Origin of the sequence: Rhizobium sp. S96 (assembly GCF_030382195.1) — a bacterium.
Classification (GTDB): Bacteria; Pseudomonadota; Alphaproteobacteria; order Rhizobiales; family Rhizobiaceae; genus Rhizobium.
Genome location: NZ_JAUDRY010000005.1, coordinates 99,497 through 118,013, shown reverse-complemented (window position 1 = coordinate 118,013; position 18,517 = coordinate 99,497). Strand labels below are relative to the sequence as shown.

General features: G+C 60.8%; 20 protein-coding genes and 1 pseudogene. 12 read left to right on the top strand and 9 right to left on the bottom strand.

All coding sequences use genetic code 11. The annotated features are described in order from the left end of the window. Nucleotides 1-109: 109 nt before the first annotated feature. A pseudogene (locus tag QTL94_RS07730) lies at nt 110-781 on the top strand (SDR family oxidoreductase); the annotation flags it as partial. Here QTL94_RS07730 and QTL94_RS07725 read toward each other — a convergent pair. From QTL94_RS07725 to QTL94_RS07700, 6 genes are all read right to left on the bottom strand, one after another. Beyond that, on the bottom strand, nt 778-1,761 hold the full coding sequence (locus tag QTL94_RS07725) for an alpha/beta fold hydrolase (protein ID WP_289801127.1): 984 nt from the start codon (nt 1,759-1,761) through the stop codon (nt 778-780). The pseudogene QTL94_RS07730 and the gene QTL94_RS07725 sit on opposite strands and share 4 nt — an antisense overlap. Before the next feature lie 81 nt (nt 1,762-1,842). Beyond that, the gene (locus tag QTL94_RS07720; RefSeq protein ID WP_065691591.1) at nt 1,843-2,457 is read right to left on the bottom strand and encodes a tetratricopeptide repeat protein; all 615 of its coding nucleotides are present in this window, start codon (nt 2,455-2,457) and stop codon (nt 1,843-1,845) included. Nucleotides 2,458-2,564: 107 nt separating this feature from the next. Next, complete coding sequence (gene ykgO / locus QTL94_RS07715; protein WP_003566454.1) at nt 2,565-2,690, bottom strand: type B 50S ribosomal protein L36; 126 nt, start codon at nt 2,688-2,690, stop codon at nt 2,565-2,567. A 176-nt stretch (nt 2,691-2,866) separates the two neighbouring features. Beyond that, the gene (locus QTL94_RS07710) at nt 2,867-3,928 is read right to left on the bottom strand and encodes a 5-(carboxyamino)imidazole ribonucleotide synthase (protein ID WP_289801126.1); all 1,062 of its coding nucleotides are present in this window, start codon (nt 3,926-3,928) and stop codon (nt 2,867-2,869) included. Beyond that, the gene (gene purE, locus QTL94_RS07705) at nt 3,925-4,419 is read right to left on the bottom strand and encodes a 5-(carboxyamino)imidazole ribonucleotide mutase (RefSeq protein ID WP_065691593.1); all 495 of its coding nucleotides are present in this window, start codon (nt 4,417-4,419) and stop codon (nt 3,925-3,927) included. Before purE ends, QTL94_RS07710 begins: the two co-directional genes overlap by 4 nt. Before the next feature lie 17 nt (nt 4,420-4,436). Beyond that, nucleotides 4,437-4,640, bottom strand: a complete 204-nt coding sequence (locus QTL94_RS07700) for a YdcH family protein (protein WP_065691594.1) — start codon at nt 4,638-4,640, stop codon at nt 4,437-4,439. Between the two features lie 229 nt (nt 4,641-4,869). Between QTL94_RS07700 and QTL94_RS07695 the strand changes: the two genes are divergently transcribed. Then, nucleotides 4,870-5,043 carry a YdcH family protein gene (locus QTL94_RS07695; RefSeq protein WP_065691595.1) on the top strand — a complete coding sequence of 58 codons (174 nt, stop codon included), beginning with the start codon at nt 4,870-4,872 and terminating at the stop codon, nt 5,041-5,043. Between the two features lie 92 nt (nt 5,044-5,135). On the opposite strand, the gene QTL94_RS07690 is transcribed toward QTL94_RS07695, so the two are convergent. Beyond that, nucleotides 5,136-5,396 (bottom strand): ArsR/SmtB family transcription factor, encoded by a 261-nt coding sequence (locus QTL94_RS07690; RefSeq protein ID WP_065691596.1) that lies wholly within the window; start codon nt 5,394-5,396, stop codon nt 5,136-5,138. Nucleotides 5,397-5,464: 68 nt separating this feature from the next. Beyond that, nucleotides 5,465-6,229 (bottom strand): sulfite exporter TauE/SafE family protein, encoded by a 765-nt coding sequence (locus QTL94_RS07685; protein WP_289801125.1) that lies wholly within the window; start codon nt 6,227-6,229, stop codon nt 5,465-5,467. 107 nt (nt 6,230-6,336) lie between these two features. On the opposite strand from QTL94_RS07685, the gene QTL94_RS07680 reads away from it, so the two are divergent. Next, nucleotides 6,337-6,990: a thiamine phosphate synthase gene (locus QTL94_RS07680; protein ID WP_065691598.1), complete on the top strand. Its 654-nt coding sequence runs from the start codon at nt 6,337-6,339 to the stop codon at nt 6,988-6,990. 10 nt (nt 6,991-7,000) lie between these two features. Beyond that, nucleotides 7,001-8,083: a tetratricopeptide repeat protein gene (locus tag QTL94_RS07675; RefSeq protein ID WP_065691599.1), complete on the top strand. Its 1,083-nt coding sequence runs from the start codon at nt 7,001-7,003 to the stop codon at nt 8,081-8,083. A 3-nt stretch (nt 8,084-8,086) separates the two neighbouring features. Here QTL94_RS07675 and QTL94_RS07670 read toward each other — a convergent pair whose 3' ends face one another. Then, nucleotides 8,087-9,823 (bottom strand): methyl-accepting chemotaxis protein, encoded by a 1,737-nt coding sequence (locus QTL94_RS07670; protein WP_289801124.1) that lies wholly within the window; start codon nt 9,821-9,823, stop codon nt 8,087-8,089. Nucleotides 9,824-10,165: 342 nt separating this feature from the next. Between QTL94_RS07670 and QTL94_RS07665 the strand changes: the two genes are divergently transcribed. The 8 genes from QTL94_RS07665 to QTL94_RS07630 all read left to right on the top strand — a co-directional run bounded on the left by QTL94_RS07665 (nt 10,166) and on the right by QTL94_RS07630 (nt 18,511). Next, nucleotides 10,166-10,495, top strand: a complete 330-nt coding sequence (locus QTL94_RS07665; RefSeq protein ID WP_289801123.1) for an STAS domain-containing protein — start codon at nt 10,166-10,168, stop codon at nt 10,493-10,495. Further along, nucleotides 10,492-10,860 (top strand): response regulator, encoded by a 369-nt coding sequence (locus QTL94_RS07660; RefSeq protein WP_065691601.1) that lies wholly within the window; start codon nt 10,492-10,494, stop codon nt 10,858-10,860. The genes QTL94_RS07665 and QTL94_RS07660 overlap by 4 nt, the downstream gene beginning before the upstream one ends. Next, nucleotides 10,857-12,914, top strand: coding sequence for a chemotaxis protein CheA (locus QTL94_RS07655; protein ID WP_289801122.1), 2,058 nt, complete (start codon nt 10,857-10,859; stop codon nt 12,912-12,914). Before QTL94_RS07660 ends, QTL94_RS07655 begins: the two co-directional genes overlap by 4 nt. Then, nucleotides 12,911-13,414, top strand: coding sequence for a chemotaxis protein CheW (locus QTL94_RS07650; RefSeq protein WP_056820852.1), 504 nt, complete (start codon nt 12,911-12,913; stop codon nt 13,412-13,414). Before QTL94_RS07655 ends, QTL94_RS07650 begins: the two co-directional genes overlap by 4 nt. Before the next feature lie 30 nt (nt 13,415-13,444). Further along, a complete protein-coding gene (locus QTL94_RS07645; RefSeq protein ID WP_289801121.1) occupies nt 13,445-15,142 on the top strand; it encodes a methyl-accepting chemotaxis protein in 1,698 nt (565 codons plus the stop codon). A 192-nt stretch (nt 15,143-15,334) separates the two neighbouring features. After that, nucleotides 15,335-17,152 (top strand): methyl-accepting chemotaxis protein, encoded by a 1,818-nt coding sequence (locus tag QTL94_RS07640; protein WP_065691604.1) that lies wholly within the window; start codon nt 15,335-15,337, stop codon nt 17,150-17,152. 1 nt (nt 17,153) lies between these two features. Further along, nucleotides 17,154-17,630, top strand: a complete 477-nt coding sequence (locus QTL94_RS07635; RefSeq protein WP_065691605.1) for a chemotaxis protein CheW — start codon at nt 17,154-17,156, stop codon at nt 17,628-17,630. 26 nt (nt 17,631-17,656) lie between these two features. Continuing rightward, nucleotides 17,657-18,511, top strand: coding sequence for a CheR family methyltransferase (locus QTL94_RS07630; RefSeq protein WP_113521859.1), 855 nt, complete (start codon nt 17,657-17,659; stop codon nt 18,509-18,511). Nucleotides 18,512-18,517: the final 6 nt, after the last annotated feature.

The following is an 18,517-nucleotide window of genomic DNA, read 5'->3' as shown; positions in this document are numbered from 1 at the left end:
GCGCTCGCTCATCGTAATCAATCCCATCCGCAATCTCCCACGTCATCAAACGCGGGGAGAGTGACATTTTAACTTTGCAGGATCAGGACATTCTAACTTTGCGGCTACAGGCCTTGCCACCGTAAAATTACTTCTGGAACAAGGATTTGCCGTAACCGCCACAGGGCGGAACGAGGAAAAGCTTGCGCAGGTAAAGGCCTCCCTGGGCGGTAATCTGAGAACCATGGCGTTCGACGCCATGGATGCGGGCGCGACCGCCGCGGCATTCGCCGGGATCGGCTCTATCGATCATCTGGTACTCGCGTTGGGAAGCGGGCATGGTGCCGGTCCTTTCGCAACGCTTGCCATGAGTGATCTGCTGGCGGGGTTCCAGACGAAGGTCATTCCGCAGGCGGCGGTGGCGCAAGCGGCCCTGCCATTCCTTGCGTCCGAAGGCAGCATCACGTTCGTTTCGGCCGTAAGCGCCCAGGCGGCACTGCCCGGAACGGCCGGTCTTGCCGCCGTCAACGCGGCGATCGAGGCGATGGTGCGGGTGCTCGCCGTGGAGTTGAAGCCACGCCGCTGTAACGGGGTCTCGCCTGGGGTGGTCGATACCCTATGGTGGGATGCTGTTCCGCAACAGCAGCGCGCCGCCCTTTTCGAGGACTTCGCGGGCCGCACACCTGTAGGCCGTGTTGGACAGCCGGAAGATGTCGCCAAAACAATCAGCTTCCTGATCGGAAACGGCTTCATGAGCGGTCACATCGTGACCTGCGATGGCGGGCTCAGTCTGGCTGGCTAGAGCCGCTTTTCGGCTGCACGCGCAGCAGCCTGGAGGTCGCGGGGTTGTCCTGCGATCTTCTCCAGTGCCGCGATGGCGACGTCGGTTGCGAGGTAATCCGGCTTGTGGCCGACGCCCCTGATCTTCACCAGTTCTGATCCCGGGATATCGCGGGCCAGACCCTGAGAATGAAGATGTTCCCAGACAATGGCATCGCTATCTCCGGTGATGATCACCGTCGGCGCCGTGATCCTGGCATAGGACGGCGATTGCACCTTGAGGTAGCTCAGCAGGCGCGCGAGATCCGAGGCGTTGTGGTGGAACGTATCGGGTCGCAGCACCAGGGAGGGGCCTGTCTTCGCGACGTAATCCACCGGACGCGGATTGGGATGGAAAACGTTGATCGTGCCTCGCTCAAGTTTCAGCAGGCCGAGCGGCACGACGAAGGCGTGATTGAATATCCAGCCGACAATAGGCGCGGTGGCCGCGTGGTAGTACCAGTCGATGCCACCCGGCCAAGGGTGGGTGGCCGGTGCGAGAAACAGCAGTCCCGCCGTCTTGTCCGGGTGGCGCACGCCAAAGGCGGCGGCAATGGCGCCGCCGAACGAGTGGCCGACAATGATGGCTTTCTCGATGCCGTGCTTGTCCATCAATGCGGCAATCGCATCGGCTTGGCCGGAGGGCAAATTGTTCTCCGGGCCGCCGCGCTCGGAATAGCCGTGGCCGGGGCGATCGACGAAGAGCATTTCGGCACGCCCTGACAGTGGTTCGAGGAAGGCGCCGACCTGATCGAGCAGGTTGCCGCTTGCGCCGTGAAGGAAGACCAGAGGCGGGAGATCGGCAGAATCGGGGCGTGGAACATGCACCGCGTTGATCAGGTAGCCGATATCGGTCAGTTCTCCGATGTTGGGGTGGGTCCGCTCGAACTGGCGCGCCTTGTAGGAGGAGTAGCCGATAGCCGCGGCCAACGGGGCAAGAAGGGTGGAAAGTTCGGCAAGCATCTCAACGACTCACGGGCAATCTCGCAGCCATACTCAGGTTCGGCATACGTAAGATTGGCTCATCCGGTTCACCGTCAAGGATCAGGTGCGGCTGCCGGCGAGCTTTTCGGACAGGGTGTTCATCTGTTCCTGCGCACTGCGGTTGGCGGGATAGACGTCGAGGAACCGTTCCCAGGCCTTCAACGCCAGCTGATCGTTGTTGGTGTCGCCCAAGATCGCCGCCATGCCGGACAGGGCGCCGAAATGGCGGGGCTCGAGGTCGAGGACCCGTTCGATGTCAGCCATCGACTTGCGCAGGTTGCCGTTTGCGTAGTTCAGCGTCGCTCGCCGATTCCAGCTTTCCGCATAGTTGGGTTTCAGGGCGATCGCCTGATCGAGGAAGTCCAAGGCGGCTGCGGTGCGTTTTTCCTGGATCGCCTTGTCCGCCCACTGCATCAGCAGATTGACCGTCGCGCTGCCCGAGTCGTTCCACTCGGCGCGGATTTCGTCGGCGATGCTGCTCGCCTTGTCGGGATCGCGCTCGCGCTTCAGTTCAGCATAGAGCTGGTCGAGATGCTGTCTGGGGGAAAGGTTGACGTCCGGCTGCTCGACAATCGTCTCCTTATCCTGAGCAATGGCAGGCAAGGCGGTCACGAGTACAGCGAGGGACAGCGGCAGTGCCGCAAACGTCATAGCAAAAAAACGCATGGCGGGCATAGTAGCCCGCCAACGCAGAAGATCAAAGCAATTTAACGGGACCAACTGTGCAATCCCCCGGACTGGCTCAGGCGCAGAAATGCTGCCGAACCATCCGGCCTGCTATATCAGCCCTGACGAGCCTTGAAGCGTGGGTTCAGCTTGTTGATGATGTAGATGCGGCCCTTGCGGCGAACCAGGCGGTTGTCACGATGACGAGCCTTGAGCGACTTGAGCGAATTCTTGATCTTCATTGTTTTGATCCGCGAGTTTGGGGGAATTCACATTCGCCCGTATCTTTTACATTCAAAAGCGCGCTCAGGGCGCGCTCTTCAGGTTGGGCGTGCAGATAACCCGGCCTCTTGTCTGTGTCAACCACGTGAAGGTGTTTTTCCCGTGGCGAAGGCTGGATTAGTCGAGGAAAAACCTCTTACTTTGCTGCCAGCGTCGTCACGTGACCCATCTTGCGACCGGGACGAGATTCCGTCTTGCCATAGAGATGGACGAGCGTGTCGCGGCGCTTCAGCCAGTCGTTCAGCGCCAGGATATCGTCGCCGATCAGGTTTTGCATGACGCAGTCCGAGTGACGGTCCGCATTGCCAAGCGGCAGGCCGCTGACGGCGCGAATGTGCTGCTCGAACTGGGAGACAACGCAGGCCGCTTCCGTCCAATGGCCAGAGTTGTGGACGCGCGGCGCCATTTCGTTGGCAATCAGGCTGCCGTCGGCAAGCACGAAGAACTCGATGCCGATCACACCGACATATCCAAGTGTCGACAGGATCTGCTCGCCGGCCTTGCGGGCTGCGGCGGCTGTCGCGTCGGTGATGGATGCCGGTACCGTCGAGGTGTGGAGGATGCCGTTGCGGTGGACGTTCTCGGCGGGGTCGTAGCAGACGACGGTTCCATCCGTGCCGCGCGCGGCAATGATCGAGATCTCGCGTTCGAAGGCCACGAAGCTTTCGAGGATAAGGGGAACGCCGCCCAGCGCGGCGTAGGCGCCGTCGGCGCTGTCAGCGCTGGAACGGAAAACCTTCTGGCCCTTGCCATCGTAACCGAGGCGGCGCGTCTTCAACACGCCTTGGCCACCGAAATCTGCCAGGGCGGCCTCCAAGTCTGCCTGGCTGTCGACGGTATGGAATCTGGCGGTCGGGATGCCGCAATCGTTGATGAAGCGCTTTTCGATCAGGCGATCCTGAGCGGCTTCCAGAGCCTTTGGCGGCGGATAGACAGGAACGGTCTGCGCCAAGGCCTCCGCGGCCGAGACAGGGACGTTCTCGAATTCGTAGGTGATGACATCGCAAACGGTGGCGAGTTCTTCGAGGGCAGCCGGGTCGTCATAAGCCGCCACGATCTGGCCGTTGGCGACCTGTGCCGCCGGGCAATCGGCTTGCGGCTCGAGAATGATGGTGCGGAAGTTCAGGCGTGCGGCAGCCATGGCGAGCATGCGGCCAAGCTGGCCGCCGCCGATGATGCCGATCGTTCTTACAGTCATAGGTCGTCCATGGGGTATTCGGCGATCGCCGCGCTCTGGCGCTCGCGCCACTCGTCAAGCCGGTCTGCGATCTCGTCGTCGGAAAGGGCCAGCACGGCGGCGGCAAGGAGAGCAGCGTTGATCGCGCCTGCCTTGCCGATGGCCAGCGTACCGACAGGGATGCCGCCAGGCATCTGCACGATGGACAGTAGGCTGTCCTGGCCGGACATCGTCTTTGACTGAACCGGGACGCCGAAGACGGGGAGGGGCGTCATCGAGGCGGTCATGCCGGGCAGGTGTGCGGCGCCACCGGCGCCTGCGATGATGACCTTGAAGCCTTCCGCCTTCGCACCCTTGGCGAAGTTCACCATCCGGTCAGGGGTACGGTGCGCGGAGATGATGCGTGCATCGTAGGTGATTTCGAGCGCCTCGAGCGTATCGGCGGCATTCTTCATCGTTTCCCAGTCGGACTGGCTACCCATGATGATGGCAACCGGCGGCCTGTCTGTCATCGTCACCACAGTTTTCCTCAGGCTATGATATCAGGAATGATCTGATCTTCGAGCTTGCTCAGCTTGTCCTTGATGACAAGCTTTTTCTTTTTCATCCGCTGAATGCGCAACGCATCACAGCCGGTCGCAATCATGGCATTGATGGCGGCATCGTAATCTTCGTGTTCCTGACGCAGACGCGCCACGATAAGCCTGATTTCCGCCTGTTCCTGATCGGGCATTCGCATTCCCCATGATCGCCGCCGGACGCTGTCCGTCGTGCCGATGATTTTCGCATGCTCCTATCACCAAATAGCGGGAACGGCTAGTTGGTGTCGATCATGAATTTGCCACGTACTCTCCTTGTTTTCGCCTTCGACAAGCCTTCAAAAATGTGTCACACTTTAAAGGTTGACGCCTTGGATCTCCGGCGGTGTTGGCTGGAGAAAGGTAAGAGGAAGGAAGGGTCAAATGACTGTTCAAGCTCATCTTGAATCACTCCAGAAAAAGCATGGCGCTCTTGAGGAGGAGCTGCATCTGCTTATGACATCTCCCTCCAGAGACGACCGTGAGGTTGCCGAGTGCAAGCGCAGAAAATTGCGCATCAAGGACGAGATTGAGCGTCTCAAATCATCCGTTCATTAACGGAAAACAGGATCGTATCGAACGATCTGCAGGGTCTTATGCGCCGGTTCCAACCAAATGGAACTGGCGCATTTTCGTTTCAGGAGACGACGTCAGGCCCAGAATTGATCAAGCCAGATGTTCAGTCGGTCGAAGCCGCGATTGTTGACGGCGTAAATTCGCTTTGTGCCATCAGCGGTTACCGAGACAAGGTTGCAATCGAGCAATGCCTTGAGATGTTGGGAAACGGCGGGGCGGCTGATCGGCAGGCCCACGGCCAGTTCGTTCACGGTCTTTGGTGCACGCCGCAATTCTTCCAGCAGGAAGCGTCGGTGTGGGTCGGCAATCGCAGTAAAGGGATCCGCGTTCGACATGAGCGAAAGCTACGTGAAAGAGCTCGATCCGGCAAGGAAATTGTGCGGCGCAACGAAACTGCAGATAGTTAAAATCCGAGGCCCTCGCGTGCGATCAAAATGGCGGCGATCAGAGCCATCGCATAGATGAACGGATAGAAGATCGTCGGCTTCATGCGCCGCACGCACCATGCGCCGGCAATGGTGGCGAGTGGAGCAAACGGCAGCAAGGTCGCGGAGGTCGCCAGATTTTGCGTGTCGAGCTGGCCGAGTGCAAAATAGGGTACAAGCTTGACGGCGTTCAGGATTGCAAAGAAGCGAACGCTGGTGCCGGTATATTCCCGCGGCGGCAGCTGCAAGGGCAAGGCGTAGATCTGGAACGGCGCGCCGCCGGCATGGGCAACAAAGCTGCCGTAACCCGATAGCGTGCCCCACATGGTGGCAAGCAGCGGTCGTTGACCATGGGGCGGTGTGGTCTTTCCTGCTCCGGGCCCGAAGTTGTTCCAGAAATAGCGCAGGCAGAAGAGAATGGTCACGACGCCGATCACGACGCGGAGAACATTTCCGGGAACCAAGGCCGACGTGGCCCAGCCAAGTGCTATGCCGGCGATCGCGCCCGGCAGCATGATCGTCAGCGTCGCGTTGTCGCCATGTTTGCGCCAGACGACGAGCGAGATCATGTCCATGAAAACCAGGATGGGCAGGAGGATCGCTGCTGCCTGGACCGGTGATACCACGAGGGCGAGGATCGGAAGTCCGATGAGCGAGAGTGCGTCGCCCATACCGCCCTTGGCGAGGCCCACAAGCAGCACGGCAGGCACGGCGGCGTAGTAGAATGACAGGTCTTGCGGCATGCTTTTGAAATCCTCCCCTTGCCAGCCCCCTCTAACGGAATTACTCACACAAGACGAGTGCGGAGCGGCCGGGAAGCGGCGAAATCCGCTGCAAATGGAAAGAGTTCATGGCCGAACCTGCAAACCGCTGCCGCCTAGTTCTGATCGTTCCTGAGATCGCCGACGCGGACGAACAGGCAAAGATCGTCGCCGACGCCCTCAAGGGTGGCGACGTCGCCTCCGTGATCGTGCCGCAATACGGTCTCAACGACGGCGAGTTCCAGAAACATGCCGAGAAGCTGGTGCCGCTGATCCAGAACGCCGGAGCGGCGGCTCTAATCGCGGGTGACAGCCGCGTCGTCGGTCGTTCGAGGGCCGACGGTCTGCATCTCACCGGCCCCGCGACGGAGATTGCCGAAGCGATCGACAAATATGCCGACAAGCTGATCGTCGGCGGCGGCAATGCGGCTGACCGGCACCATGCGCTCGAAATCGGCGAGGAGCGGCCGGACTATATCTTCTTCGGAAAGCTCGAAGGCGACATTAAGCCGGAAGCGCACCCGAAGAACCTTGCGCTTGCGGAGTGGTGGGCGTCGATGATCGAGATTCCCTGCATCGTCATGGGTGGCACCGATCCGGCCTCGGCGCTTGCCGTCGCGGAGACCGGCGCCGAGTTCGTGGCGCTGCGGCTTGCGGTATTTGCGGAGCCGGCGCGTGCGCCGGCAATCGTCGCGGAAATCAATGCGCTTTTGGACGAAAAAGCGCCACGGTTTGAGGATTGATATCCCGCCCATGCCGATCATGAGCCGTTATTTGCGCATTTCCACTTTTGCCGCCGCCGTTGCCGTGGCGGCGATTGCGCATGACGTGTCGGCTCAGACGGTCGACAATGTTGTCACACGGCCGCTGTCCGGGTCGCAGGGGGCGCTGAAGAGCGGCCGCCCTCAGGCCGACGGCACTGTGCCATCGACCGGTGTCGGCGTCTTCGACCGCATGGGCGCAAAATTGCCGGATCTGCCGCCGGAGAAAGACTACAAGGGGCCAGTCGACGAGGCATATGGTGCCTATCAACGCGGCTACTACCTGACCGCGATGGATCTGGCGCTGCCGCGTGCCCAGCTCGGAGACGCGGCCGCTCAGACGCTTGTTGCTGAACTTCTGACCGGCGGTCTGGGTGTCCGGCGCGATGTCAAGAATGGCGCCTTCTGGTACGGCAAGGCTGCCGAGGGCGGCGATGCCGCGGCGATGTTCAAGTACGCCCTGATTCTCATGGAGGGCAGGATCGTCAAACGCGACAAGGCACTTGCGGATGAGTACATGCGCAAGGCCGCGGATGCCGGCAACCCGTCGGCACAGTTCAACTGGGGGCAGATCCTCACGGCGGACAACCCCGGCCCGAAAGGCCTGAAGCTTGCCCTGCCTTACTACGAGAAATCTGCCGAGCAGGGCATTGCCGATGCGCAATATGCCGTTGCCGAGATCTATTCGGCGCTGCCCGATCTGCCACAGGAAAAGAAGCAGCTTGCCCGCGAGTGGATGGCCCGTGCCGCGCATGCCGGGTTTGATACGGCGCAGGTCGATCTTGGAGTCTGGTTCGTCAACGGGACCAACGGGCCCAGAGATTTCGTCAAGGGCTTCCAGTGGCTGAGCATTGCCGCCAACGACGGAAATGTCGTTGCGCAGAACAAGCTTGCCCATCTCTATATCAATGCACTGGGCACCAAGCCCGATCCTGTCGAAGCCGCGAAATGGTATGTGCTGTCGCGCCGCGCCGGCCTCGCTGATCCGGCGCTGGAAGATTTCTACCTCGGGATCAACGACGATCAGCAGAAGGCGGCGATCGACGCCGCCAACAAGTTCCGTCGTCGCCGCTGATCCTTAGAACAGCGCGTCCGCGAAGAGGTCGTCGTCCTCGGCCGCTGCACTGGCGGTTTCCTCGACCTGCGTTGCCGCCTCTTCAGTCGCTGGAACGATATCGCGATGCACGGTGCGTTCCTGCGCCATGGTGTAGAGCTTGAAGATCCTCTTATCGAGCGGAGCGACGGCTTCCGCGATGTCGGAGATATCGGCGATCTCTGCCCCGGCGATCTCTTCAAGCACGTCGGCACATTGCGCCAGAACGTCGCCAAGGTCGCTCTGGAAGTCCAGCTTTGACGTCAACAGGCTGATCTTGCTGGCAACTTCGCGACCGTGCTCCGACAGGATCTTGAGTTCGTCTTCCATGGTGTCGGCAGCGGAGCGAATGTTGCTGACCGCCGAGGTCAGATCCTCGGCAAGGCCGCCAGAACCATTTCCGTTGGTCGGCACGACGTTGCCGGCAGCCGCTTCCAGGGCGGGAAGGCCGGTGACGATAGCATCGGCGGAATCGTCCAGCTTGCCGGCGAAGATGCGCAATTCCGCGGTGACGACGTTGATCGATTTGCCTTCCTCGCCCAGCCTGCTGCAGCGCAGGTTGGTGTTCAAGGCCATGTAGTGAATGTCGGTCTTGACGGCGCGGATGTTGCCGATGCTCTGCAGAAGTCTGGCGGCCGTGCCGAGCGTCGACTGACCGACCCGGTCTGCCTGCTGCGTGGCGGCATCGACCTGCTTGACGATCTCGTGCGCGGCCGAGACGCTGGTCTCCAGGGCGCGCATGAAGTTGCCGCCGCCTCCGCCGCTCATCTGGTCGCGAAGCCGCATGATCTCCTGCGTATCATGGCTGAAGCTCGCGATCGTCTTGACGACGTTTTGTGAATCCCTGTGGAAGTCCTTGCACATGTCATTCATCTGCGCGGCGGTCAGATGGTGGATGACGTTCTGCAGACGCTTGCGCGCGTCGCCGTCAAGGCTCGCGCTTTCATCGCCAGCCAGGAATGTTTCGAGGAGTTCGAACGTGCTCTGCACGTGCTCGATGCGTTGGCGAGTGATGTCGCCGATCTGCAGGGCCGACAGCGTAGAAGCCACCTTGCTCTGGATGCCGCGGGCAACGGCGGACACATCACGGGCGACCGCGGCGAGATGCTGGCGGTGGTCGGCGATCTTGCGGGCGTCGTCATGCAATGCCTTGGCGACCTCAGGCACGGTCTCCGAGTATTTGAGGGCGATATTGGTGCCGAATGCTAGCGCGGTCTTGACGTCCTTTTCCAGGCTTTCGAGGTGGCGGGCGAAGCCGTTGACCTCTTCGGTCCCCGAGGAAATGCGTTCCAGGATTTCCTGGGCGAAGCCGGCAAATTCCGGCAGGCCGGCGCCGGTGATCTTCACGGTGACGGCAAAGGTGCGCAGGTAGCGCATCGTCTCCTGCATGTCGGCGACGTGCTTGCGCAAGGCGTAGCCGGTCTCTGCCAGCGAAGAAAGCGCGCCCTGGCGGGCTCTCTCTACGCCTGGAAGGTCGGTGAGGCTCTTTACGGTCGAGCGCAGATCCGCGCCCGTATCGCTCGACTCGTTGGTGTCCAGTGCCTTGGAAATGCTGTCGAGGGAGTTCAACAGGCGGTTGAGTACATCCATCACCGACAGCAGCACGGTGCCGCCTTCGAGAAAGCGTGCCTCAACCTGACTTCTGGCAGATTCGAGCGTCTCGCTGATGCTCGATCCCGACGTCTGAAATGCGGTTAGTGCCGATGTCGCCCCGTTTGTCACGTTATTTCCTTTACTTATAACACTGGCAATTTCCGCGTCAGTTTTAGGAGCGGTGTGGAAACGTCAGGTAAACGGAACCGGACTCGAAGGCGTTGTGCTTAACGGAGCATGAAAACGCGGCCCTTTCGGCGCCGAACATGGTTTATTCGCGTTAACATGCTGCTTATAAAAGCTTTTTTTCAATGTGAGTGTGCCTCGTTATAAGTTCTCCCGGGTAAGAATTCGGGGAGTCCAGACTCGTCGTAATTGCATTCCACCACAACCGAATTTTACTCGTCGTTAAGGCTGTCATGAGATTCGTCTTTAGGTCGAAAAAGTATTTCTCCGTCCCAGGAGGCTGAGTTGAGTGCGAGTGGACAATATATTGATTCTATTTCCCTGCCAGACGTTCTAAGTATTAGAAACGTTTCAGATTTGAAGCAGAGAATTACTGAATCTTTCTCGAGTAACAATTCCGTTATTCTTGACATTCCTGAAAATGCCGAAGCGGATCTGAGCTTCATTCAGCTTGTTGAATCCGCGCGACGCCAAGCGAAAGCAGCCAACAAGACGCTCGCGCTTGGCGTTCCGGCCAAGGGACACGTCCTTAAAGTCCTCGAGCGCGCAGGCTTCATCGAAGCGTTCAACGGCGACGACACAAAATTCTGGTTGCATAAAGAGGTGACGCGATGAGCGCAAACATTCTGACTGTCGATGACTCCGCAAGCATTCGTCTGACCACGAAGGTCACGCTGACCAACGCAGGCTACTCCGTCACGGAAGCGGTCAACGGCGCGGAGGGGCTTGCGACTGCCAAGTCGGCGCACTTCGACCTCATCGTGACCGATCTGAACATGCCGGTCATGGACGGCCTGACGATGATCGAAGAGCTGCGCAAGCTGCCGACACACACTGGCGTTCCGATCATCTTCCTCACCACGGAATCCGACGCCGACCTGAAGGCGCGCGCCAAGGCCGCCGGCGCGACCGGTTGGCTGACCAAGCCCTTCGATCCGGAAAATCTGGTGAAGATCGTCAGGAAGGTATTAGGCAGATGAGTACGCTCGACCCTGTAGCGGTCTTTCGCACCGAAGCGGCGGAATGCCTCGAAACGATCGAGGCCGGTCTTCTCGACCTGACGCACCAGCTTGACGACAAGGATCTTGTCGACGCTGTCTTCCGCGGCCTTCATACGTTGAAGGGCTCGGGCTCGATGTTCGGCTTCGATGCGCTGGCGGCCTTTACGCACCATTGCGAAACGGCATTCGACCGCGTTCGCAAGGGCGAGGTGCCGGCAACGGCGGAACTCGTGGCCGCCGTTCTGGCCGCTCAGGATCATATGCGGGCGCTCGTCGACCAGCCGGACGCCGATCATGGCGACACCGGGCAGAAGCTACTGGCGCAGCTGCAGGCTGCGGTTGGCGAGAAAGCCACTGGCGCGGCGGCTGCGGTCACACCTGTCGCCGTTGCTGCGCCGGTCGCAGAGGCCAAGAAGAAGACCACCTGGCGCATCCGCTTCAGCCTGCCTTCGAACGCGATGGCGAACGGCACCAATCCGCTGGGCCTGCTTGATGAACTGCGCGATCTCGGCGAATGCAGCGTGCGGGCGAATACCGCCGGCATTCCGCCGCTCGACGAACTCGTGCCAACGGAACTCTACGTCGCCTGGGACGTCGTGCTCACCAGCGAGCAGGACCGCTCAGCGATCGATGACGTCTTCATCTTCGTGATGGACGACATGGAACTGGATGTTCAGGAAATCGCAGCGCCTGCCGCGGCCGAGGCCAAGGCTACGCCTGCTCCCACCGCTGCCGTTGCGACGCTGCCGGTTGTCCCGGTCCAGCCTGTTGCCGCCGCCGTGCCGGAGTTCAAGCCGGTGGAAGCGGTTCCCGTCAAGCGCGATGCCGCCGCTGCTAACGACCAGCGTCAGGCCAAGGCCGCCGAAAATGTTCGCGTCCCGGCCGAGCGCCTGGACGAGCTGATGGATCGTGTCGGCGAATTGGTCATCGCGCAGTCCCGTCTCAGCCAGCTCGCAGGCGCCAGCACCGACATTGCGCTTCGTTCGGTGTCGGAAGAAATCGAGCGCCTGTCCGGCGAGCTTCGCGACACGATGATGGTGCTGCGCATGGTGCCGGTGGCAACGCTGTTCTCGCGCTTCCGCCGCCTCGTTCACGATCTCGCCCGCGAGACCGGCAAGGTGATCGAACTGGTGACCGAGGGCGAAAGCACCGAAGTCGACAAGACGGTTATCGAGCGGCTCGCCGATCCGCTGGTGCATCTGGTGCGCAACTCCATCGACCATGGGCTTGAGACGCCCGAGGATCGTCTGGCGGCAGGCAAGCTCGAAGCCGGTACCGTGACACTGTCCGCCCGGCAGGCCGGCGGCGAAGTCATCATCTCGATCAAGGACGACGGCCGCGGTATCAACCGCGAGCGAGTGCGTGCAAAGGCTGAATCCTCCGGCCTCATTTCGCCCGGCCAGCCGCTGTCCGACAGCGAGTTGCTGCAGCTGATCTTCGCGCCGGGGTTCTCGACCGCCGCTGCCATCACCAACCTGTCCGGCCGCGGTGTCGGCATGGATGTCGTCAAGAAGACGGTCGAGGCCCTTCGCGGCGCGATCGACATCGAAAGCGTGCCGGGGCAGGGGTCCGAGGTTTCGCTCCGCATCCCGCTGACGCTGGCCATCATCGACGGTCTGCTGGTGCGGGTCGGTTCCGGTCGCTACGTGATCCCACTCTCGGCGGTCGAGGAATGCCTTGAGCTGTCGCTGGAAGAGGATCTGCGTTCGCGCGGTCGCAGCTTCATTTCGCTGCGAGACAGCCTCGTTCCCTTCCTGCGCCTGCGTGATCTGTTCCGCACCGGCACCAAGCCGGATGTGCATCAGAAGGTCGTGGTCATCTCCACGGGCACGGAACGCGTCGGCCTAGTGGTCGACCAGATCATCGGCGACCACCAGACGGTCATCAAGTCGATGTCCAAGCTGCACAACGACGTCGCGACCTTCTCCGGCGCCACCATTCTTGGCGATGGCAGCGTTGCCCTCATTCTCGACGTCGGCCACCTCGTGGCCGCCGGTCAGCAACAGGAAACACAGATGCGGGTGGCAGGATGAGCGCGGCAGTCGAAAAGATCGATCATCATTGGAATTACGCCGATGAAGTGGAGGTCCTGACCTTCGACATGAACGGCGAGACCTTTGCGCTCGAGGCTGTCATGGTTCAGGAAATCCTGGACCTGCTGCCGGAGACGGCCGTGCCGGGTGCGCAGCCCTTCGTAGCCAGCGTCATCAACTTTCGCGGCAAGGTCATTCCCCTTGCCGATCTTCGCCTGGCCTTCGGAATGGAAGGCACGGAAGCCACCATCGACAGCCGCATCATCGTTATCGAGATCGATATCGAAGGCGAGACAACGCTCGTCGGGCTTCGGACCGACAAGGTCAACGAGGTGACGACGCTTGCGAGGACCGCAAGCGAGCCGCCACCAAGCGTCGGGATGCGTTGGCGTCCCGACTACATCAACTGCCTGGTCAAGCGAGGAGGGGAATTCATCATTCTCCCCAACCTGCAGGCAATCTTTTCAGCTCGGCACGATGCTTCGGGATCCGCCGCCTGAAGCGTCGTCGAATAAAAAGGGGTTTTTATTATGCGATTGACGATCAAGACAAAGCTGGTGACCGCGTTCACCTTTATTATCCTCATGCTCGTGGGCACCGCTGCCTACGGCATCTTTAGCCTGGGCAAGATCAACGACACGCTGGGCGAACTGCTGGCAGGGCCAGCCGCACGACTGGAATTGACGCAGGCGGTAAACATTGCCGAGCTGGAGGTTATCCGCCAGCAGAAGAATCTCGTCGCTGCCCGCGACGACAAGGAAATGAAAGGCGCGTTTGAAAGTGGCGATGCCGCCCGCAACGACCTGACCACGGCGCTGACATCGGTTATCGCAATCGCGGAGTCGGAAGACCGCGCTCGTTGGGTCGAGATCGAAGCGATCGCCAAGAAGTTCATCGCAGCCGACGACCAGATCAGACAGTTGCTGCAGGCCAGCGACCACGACGGCGCGACGGCGGTTTCCGTCGGCGACGCACGTCAGTTCGCGCACCAGATGGACGGCGCTCTGGATGGCATGCTGGCCATTGAAAAGCAGAAGATGAAGGAAGCCGACGACAGCGCCGACCAGCAGTATGCGTCGACCCGCCTGACGCTCATTGTTGCCGCTGCGGTGGCGACGCTGATTGCCGCCATAACTGCCTTCTGGATCGCGAACACGATCAGCAAGGGTCTTGCCCGCGCCAACACCGCTGTTCGCGAAGTTGCCGAAGGCGACCTGACGAAGACTGCCGAGATCACCAACCGTGACGAAATCGGCGAGCTCCTCGGCAACGTCAACCTGATGATCGAGCGTCTGCGCGGTGTTGTCGCCGATGCGCTCTCGGCGTCGGAAAACGTCTCTGCCGGCAGCCAGGAACTCTCGGCTAGCTCCGAACAGGTTTCCCAGGGTGCGACCGAACAGGCCGCATCCGCCGAAGAAGCCTCCGCTTCGATGGAGCAGATGGCTGCCAACATCAAGCAGAACGCCGACAACGCGGCGCAGACCGAAAAGATCGCTCGCCAGTCCGCCAAGGATGCCGAGGAGAGCGGCGCGGCCGTTTCGCGTGCCGTCGATGCCATGCGCACGATTGCCGAGAAGATCGGCATCGTCCAGGAAATCGCTCGCCAGACCGACCTTCTCGCTCTGAACGCAGCTGTTGAAGCAGCGCGTGCCGGCGAACATGGCAAGGGCTTCGCGGTTGTTGCCTCGGAAGTTCGCAAGCTGGCTGAGCGCAGCCAGTCGGCAGCCGCTGAAATCAGCGCGATGTCGAGCGATACCGTCAAGGCAGCAAGCAATGCCGGCGACATGCTCGGCCGTCTGGTGCCTGACATTCGCAAGACCGCCGAACTGGTCTCCGAAATCAGCGCCGCTTGCCGCGAGCAGGACATCGGTGCCTCGCAGATCAACGAAGCGATCCAGCAGCTCGACAAGGTGACACAGCAGAACGCTGGCGCATCGGAAGAGATGTCGGCGACGTCAGAGGAACTGGCTGCCCAGGCGGAGGAACTGCAGGCTTCGATCGCCTTCTTCAAGGTCGATACCGCAGGCACCAAGACCGGCGTCCGGAAGGTTGCGGCAAACACGGCTGCCAAGCCTGCCGCACGCCCTGCCAAGCCCGCCTTCGGCAGCAACAACAACACACATGCCCGCTCGGTTTCGGCCCAGCAGGCACGCGTCAAGGGCTTCGCGCTCGATATGTCGATGGGCGGCCCCGATGCCGGCGACGACGACTTCCGCGAAAGCGCCTGATCAGTGACAACGCCGTGGCCAGGCGACTGGCCGCGGCACCGCAGATGCCAACGGATGTAAACGTTGGAAGCGTGGCTGGCACCGCCACCCGCTCACGCAAGAGTAGATGTACGGCTCTTTATCTCCTTCTCCCTCCCACACCCATCTACCGGGCAATCTTGCCCAAGCGTTCCAAGTCTCTGGAGTCTACTCATGCGCTTTACGATAAAGCTGAAGCTAGCTTTAGTCTTCGCCGCCGTCATCCTGCTCAGCGGATCGATGGCAGGCCTCGCGATCTACAATCTTTCGTCTCTGAACTCCGCGATCACGCAGATGGTCGACGAACCGATCAAGGACCTGAAGAACGTTGTTTCGCTCAGCGAAATGTTCAACGGTACGGTTCGCGCCGAAAAGAACGCAATCCTGAACTCCGACCCGACCGAGATTGCCGGTTTCGTGAAGTCGCTGCTTGATCGCCAGGGCAACATCAAGGATCTGACCGAGAAGCTCGCAGCCTCCGCAGATCCTGATGTTCGCGCCCAGGCTGACCAGTTCAAGTCGCTCTACGAGACCTATGCGCCGATCCAGAAGCGCATTGCTGATCTCTCGACCCAGAACACGACCGAGTCCAATGCCCAGGCTACAACCCTCACGATGGGTGAAGGCCGCGACGTCATGAACAAGGCCTTGAAGGTCATGGAAGACATGACTGAAACGATCTCCGGCAATGTCAACGAAACCGATCAGGCGACCGACATTCAGTACGCCAACTCTCGCTTCCTTCTGGTATCGATGACTGTCGTGCTGATCGTCTTCTCGCTCGGTTGCGCCACCTGGATCTCGCTCAACATCTCGCGCGGTCTGAAGCGTGCGGTCAATCTTGCTGACGCCGTTGCCATCGGTGACCTCGATCAGAACATCGACCACAAGAGCAACGATGAAATCCGCGATCTCGTCAACTCGATGTCCACGATGACCGGCAACCTGCGCGTCACCGCCGGCATTGCAAACCAGATCTCCAACGGCGACCTGACGGTCTCGCCGAAGCCGCTCTCCGACAAGGACACGCTCGGCATCGCCCTGGAACAGATGGTCGAACGTCTGCGCGGCGTTGTCGCCGATGCACTTTCCGCCGCCGAAAACGTCTCCGCCGGCAGCCAGGAACTCTCGGCCAGCTCCGAGCAGGTTTCCCAGGGTGCGACCGAGCAAGCAGCGTCCGCCGAAGAAGCGTCTGCCGCCATGGAAGAAATGGCCTCCAACATCAAGCAGAACGCCGACAACGCGGCTCAGACCGAGAAGATTGCTCGCCAGTCCGCCAAGGACGCCGAGGCAAGCGGTGACGCCGTTTCGCGTGCCGTCAACGCGATGCGCACGATCGCCGAGAAGATCGGTATCGTTCAGGAAATCGCTCGCCAGACCGACCTTCTCGCTCTGAACGCAGCGGTTGAGGCAGCACGCGCCGGTGAACACGGCAAGGGCTTCGCGGTCGTTGCCTCGGAAGTTCGCAAGCTGGCTGAACGCAGCCAGTCGGCAGCCGCTGAAATCAGCGCCATGTCGAGCGATACCGTCAAGGCAGCCAGCGACGCCGGCGACATGCTCGGTCGTCTGGTGCCCGATATCCGCAAGACCGCCGAACTGGTCTCCGAAATCAGCGCCGCTTGCCGCGAGCAGGACATCGGTGCCTCGCAGATCAACGAAGCGATCCAGCAGCTCGACAAGGTAACCCAGCAGAACGCCGGCGCATCGGAAGAGATGTCAGCGACGTCAGAGGAACTGGCAAGCCAGGCCGAAGAACTGCAGACCTCGATTGCCTTCTTCAAGGTCGACATGGCCGGCAGCCGCCAGAGCCGTACGCCTGCTGCTCGCGTCAGCGTCCGCAGCCCGGCTCCGGCCGCCGCTCGCAAGCCGGCGACTGCCAAGGCACCTGCCAACACGGTCTCGGCTCAGCAGGCACGCGCCAAGGGCTTCGCACTTGATATGTCCATGGGCGGCCCTGATGACGGCGACGCCGATTTCAAGGAAAGCGCATAATATGGCAACGGCATCCCTGGAAGCGCAGTTCGTGACCTTCAGCCTCGGCGATGAGATCTTCGCCGTGCCGGTGGAGGTGGTGCGGGAAATCCTCGACTATGCGGAAGCTTTCAAGATTCCAAATGGTCCTGACTATCTCCTTGGCCTCCGCGACGTGCGCGGCCAGGGCGTGCCGACCATCGATCTGCGCCTGAAACTCGGCATGTCGAAGACGGTGCCCACGCCGCATACGCGGGTCCTCGTCCTCGATATTCCGATGGACAGCCGATTGCTCACGCTCGGCCTCGTCGCAGATCGCGTCTTCGAGGTCACGCCATTCCGGCGTGACCAGATCGAGGCGGCGCCGGATATCGGCGTGCGCTGGCGCTCCGATTACATCGCGGGTGTCGTTCGTCGGGAAGGCGGCTTCGTCGTGATCGTCGATCTCGCGCGGCTGTTGTCGCGCGAAGATGCCTCCGTCTTGCAATCGGCCGCCTGAGCGGACCAGCTGGAGTATTGCTATCAATGAGTATGGCAGCAGTGGAAACCCAACTGGTCGGCGACCGGATCAGCAAGCGCAATTTCGATAAGCTTTCGCGGTTCATCTACGACTACAGCGGCATCAAGATGCCGCCGACAAAGCTGACGATGCTGGAAGGCAGGCTTCGCCGCCGTCTGCGGGCGACGAACCATGCGACATTCGACGATTATTGCGATTTCCTGTTTCAGGAAGACGGTCTCGAGGACGAGACCGTCTATCTGATCGACGCGGTCACGACCAACAAGACAGACTTCTTCCGGGAAGCGCGTCATTTCGAATACATGCAGCAGGTGGCCCTGCCGGCACTGGCGAACGCCGGCATCCGCACGCTGCGTACCTGGAGTTCGGCATGCTCGACGGGTGCCGAGCCCTACACCATGGCGATGGTGCTTGAGGAATTCGTCGGTGGTCGCAACGACCTCAACTACAGCATCCTCGCAACGGACCTCAGCACCGACGTGCTGAACACGGCCCGGCTCGGTATCTATTCCGAAGATATGGTCCATCCCGTGCCGCGTGACCTGATGCGGAAATACGTCATGACCGCAAAGCAGCCGGGGCGTCGGGAGGTGCGGATCTCTCCGGCCCTGCGTGCCAGGGTCGGTTTTGCGCGCATGAACCTGATGGACGACAGCTATCCTGTCGGTGACGGGATGCACATCATCTTTTGCCGCAATGTGTTGATCTATTTCGACAAGCAGACGCAGGCGCTGGTTTTGAAACGGCTGTGCGACCGCCTCTTAACAGGGGGCTATCTGTTCATCGGCCACTCCGAATCCATCGCCGGTATCGATCTGCCTCTCAAGCAGGTATCCAACACCGTCTTTCAGCGCGTCTAGGTAAAG

Excerpts from the sequence above, each read along its gene's own strand:
- QTL94_RS07725 (WP_289801127.1), bottom strand. The coding sequence starts at position 1,761 with ATGCTTGCCGAACTTTCCACCCTTCTTGCCCCGTTGGCCGCGGCTATC.
- QTL94_RS07720 (WP_065691591.1), bottom strand. The coding sequence starts at position 2,457 with ATGCCCGCCATGCGTTTTTTTGCTATGACGTTTGCGGCACTGCCGCTG.
- ykgO (WP_003566454.1), bottom strand. The coding sequence starts at position 2,690 with ATGAAGATCAAGAATTCGCTCAAGTCGCTCAAGGCTCGTCATCGTGAC.
- QTL94_RS07710 (WP_289801126.1), bottom strand. The coding sequence starts at position 3,928 with ATGACTGTAAGAACGATCGGCATCATCGGCGGCGGCCAGCTTGGCCGC.
- purE (WP_065691593.1), bottom strand. The coding sequence starts at position 4,419 with ATGACAGACAGGCCGCCGGTTGCCATCATCATGGGTAGCCAGTCCGAC.
- QTL94_RS07700 (WP_065691594.1), bottom strand. The coding sequence starts at position 4,640 with ATGCCCGATCAGGAACAGGCGGAAATCAGGCTTATCGTGGCGCGTCTG.
- QTL94_RS07695 (WP_065691595.1), top strand. The coding sequence starts at position 4,870 with ATGACTGTTCAAGCTCATCTTGAATCACTCCAGAAAAAGCATGGCGCT.
- QTL94_RS07690 (WP_065691596.1), bottom strand. The coding sequence starts at position 5,396 with ATGTCGAACGCGGATCCCTTTACTGCGATTGCCGACCCACACCGACGC.
- QTL94_RS07685 (WP_289801125.1), bottom strand. The coding sequence starts at position 6,229 with ATGCCGCAAGACCTGTCATTCTACTACGCCGCCGTGCCTGCCGTGCTG.
- QTL94_RS07680 (WP_065691598.1), top strand. The coding sequence starts at position 6,337 with ATGGCCGAACCTGCAAACCGCTGCCGCCTAGTTCTGATCGTTCCTGAG.
- QTL94_RS07675 (WP_065691599.1), top strand. The coding sequence starts at position 7,001 with ATGCCGATCATGAGCCGTTATTTGCGCATTTCCACTTTTGCCGCCGCC.
- QTL94_RS07660 (WP_065691601.1), top strand. The coding sequence starts at position 10,492 with ATGAGCGCAAACATTCTGACTGTCGATGACTCCGCAAGCATTCGTCTG.
- QTL94_RS07655 (WP_289801122.1), top strand. The coding sequence starts at position 10,857 with ATGAGTACGCTCGACCCTGTAGCGGTCTTTCGCACCGAAGCGGCGGAA.
- QTL94_RS07650 (WP_056820852.1), top strand. The coding sequence starts at position 12,911 with ATGAGCGCGGCAGTCGAAAAGATCGATCATCATTGGAATTACGCCGAT.
- QTL94_RS07645 (WP_289801121.1), top strand. The coding sequence starts at position 13,445 with ATGCGATTGACGATCAAGACAAAGCTGGTGACCGCGTTCACCTTTATT.
- QTL94_RS07640 (WP_065691604.1), top strand. The coding sequence starts at position 15,335 with ATGCGCTTTACGATAAAGCTGAAGCTAGCTTTAGTCTTCGCCGCCGTC.
- QTL94_RS07635 (WP_065691605.1), top strand. The coding sequence starts at position 17,154 with ATGGCAACGGCATCCCTGGAAGCGCAGTTCGTGACCTTCAGCCTCGGC.
- QTL94_RS07630 (WP_113521859.1), top strand. The coding sequence starts at position 17,657 with ATGAGTATGGCAGCAGTGGAAACCCAACTGGTCGGCGACCGGATCAGC.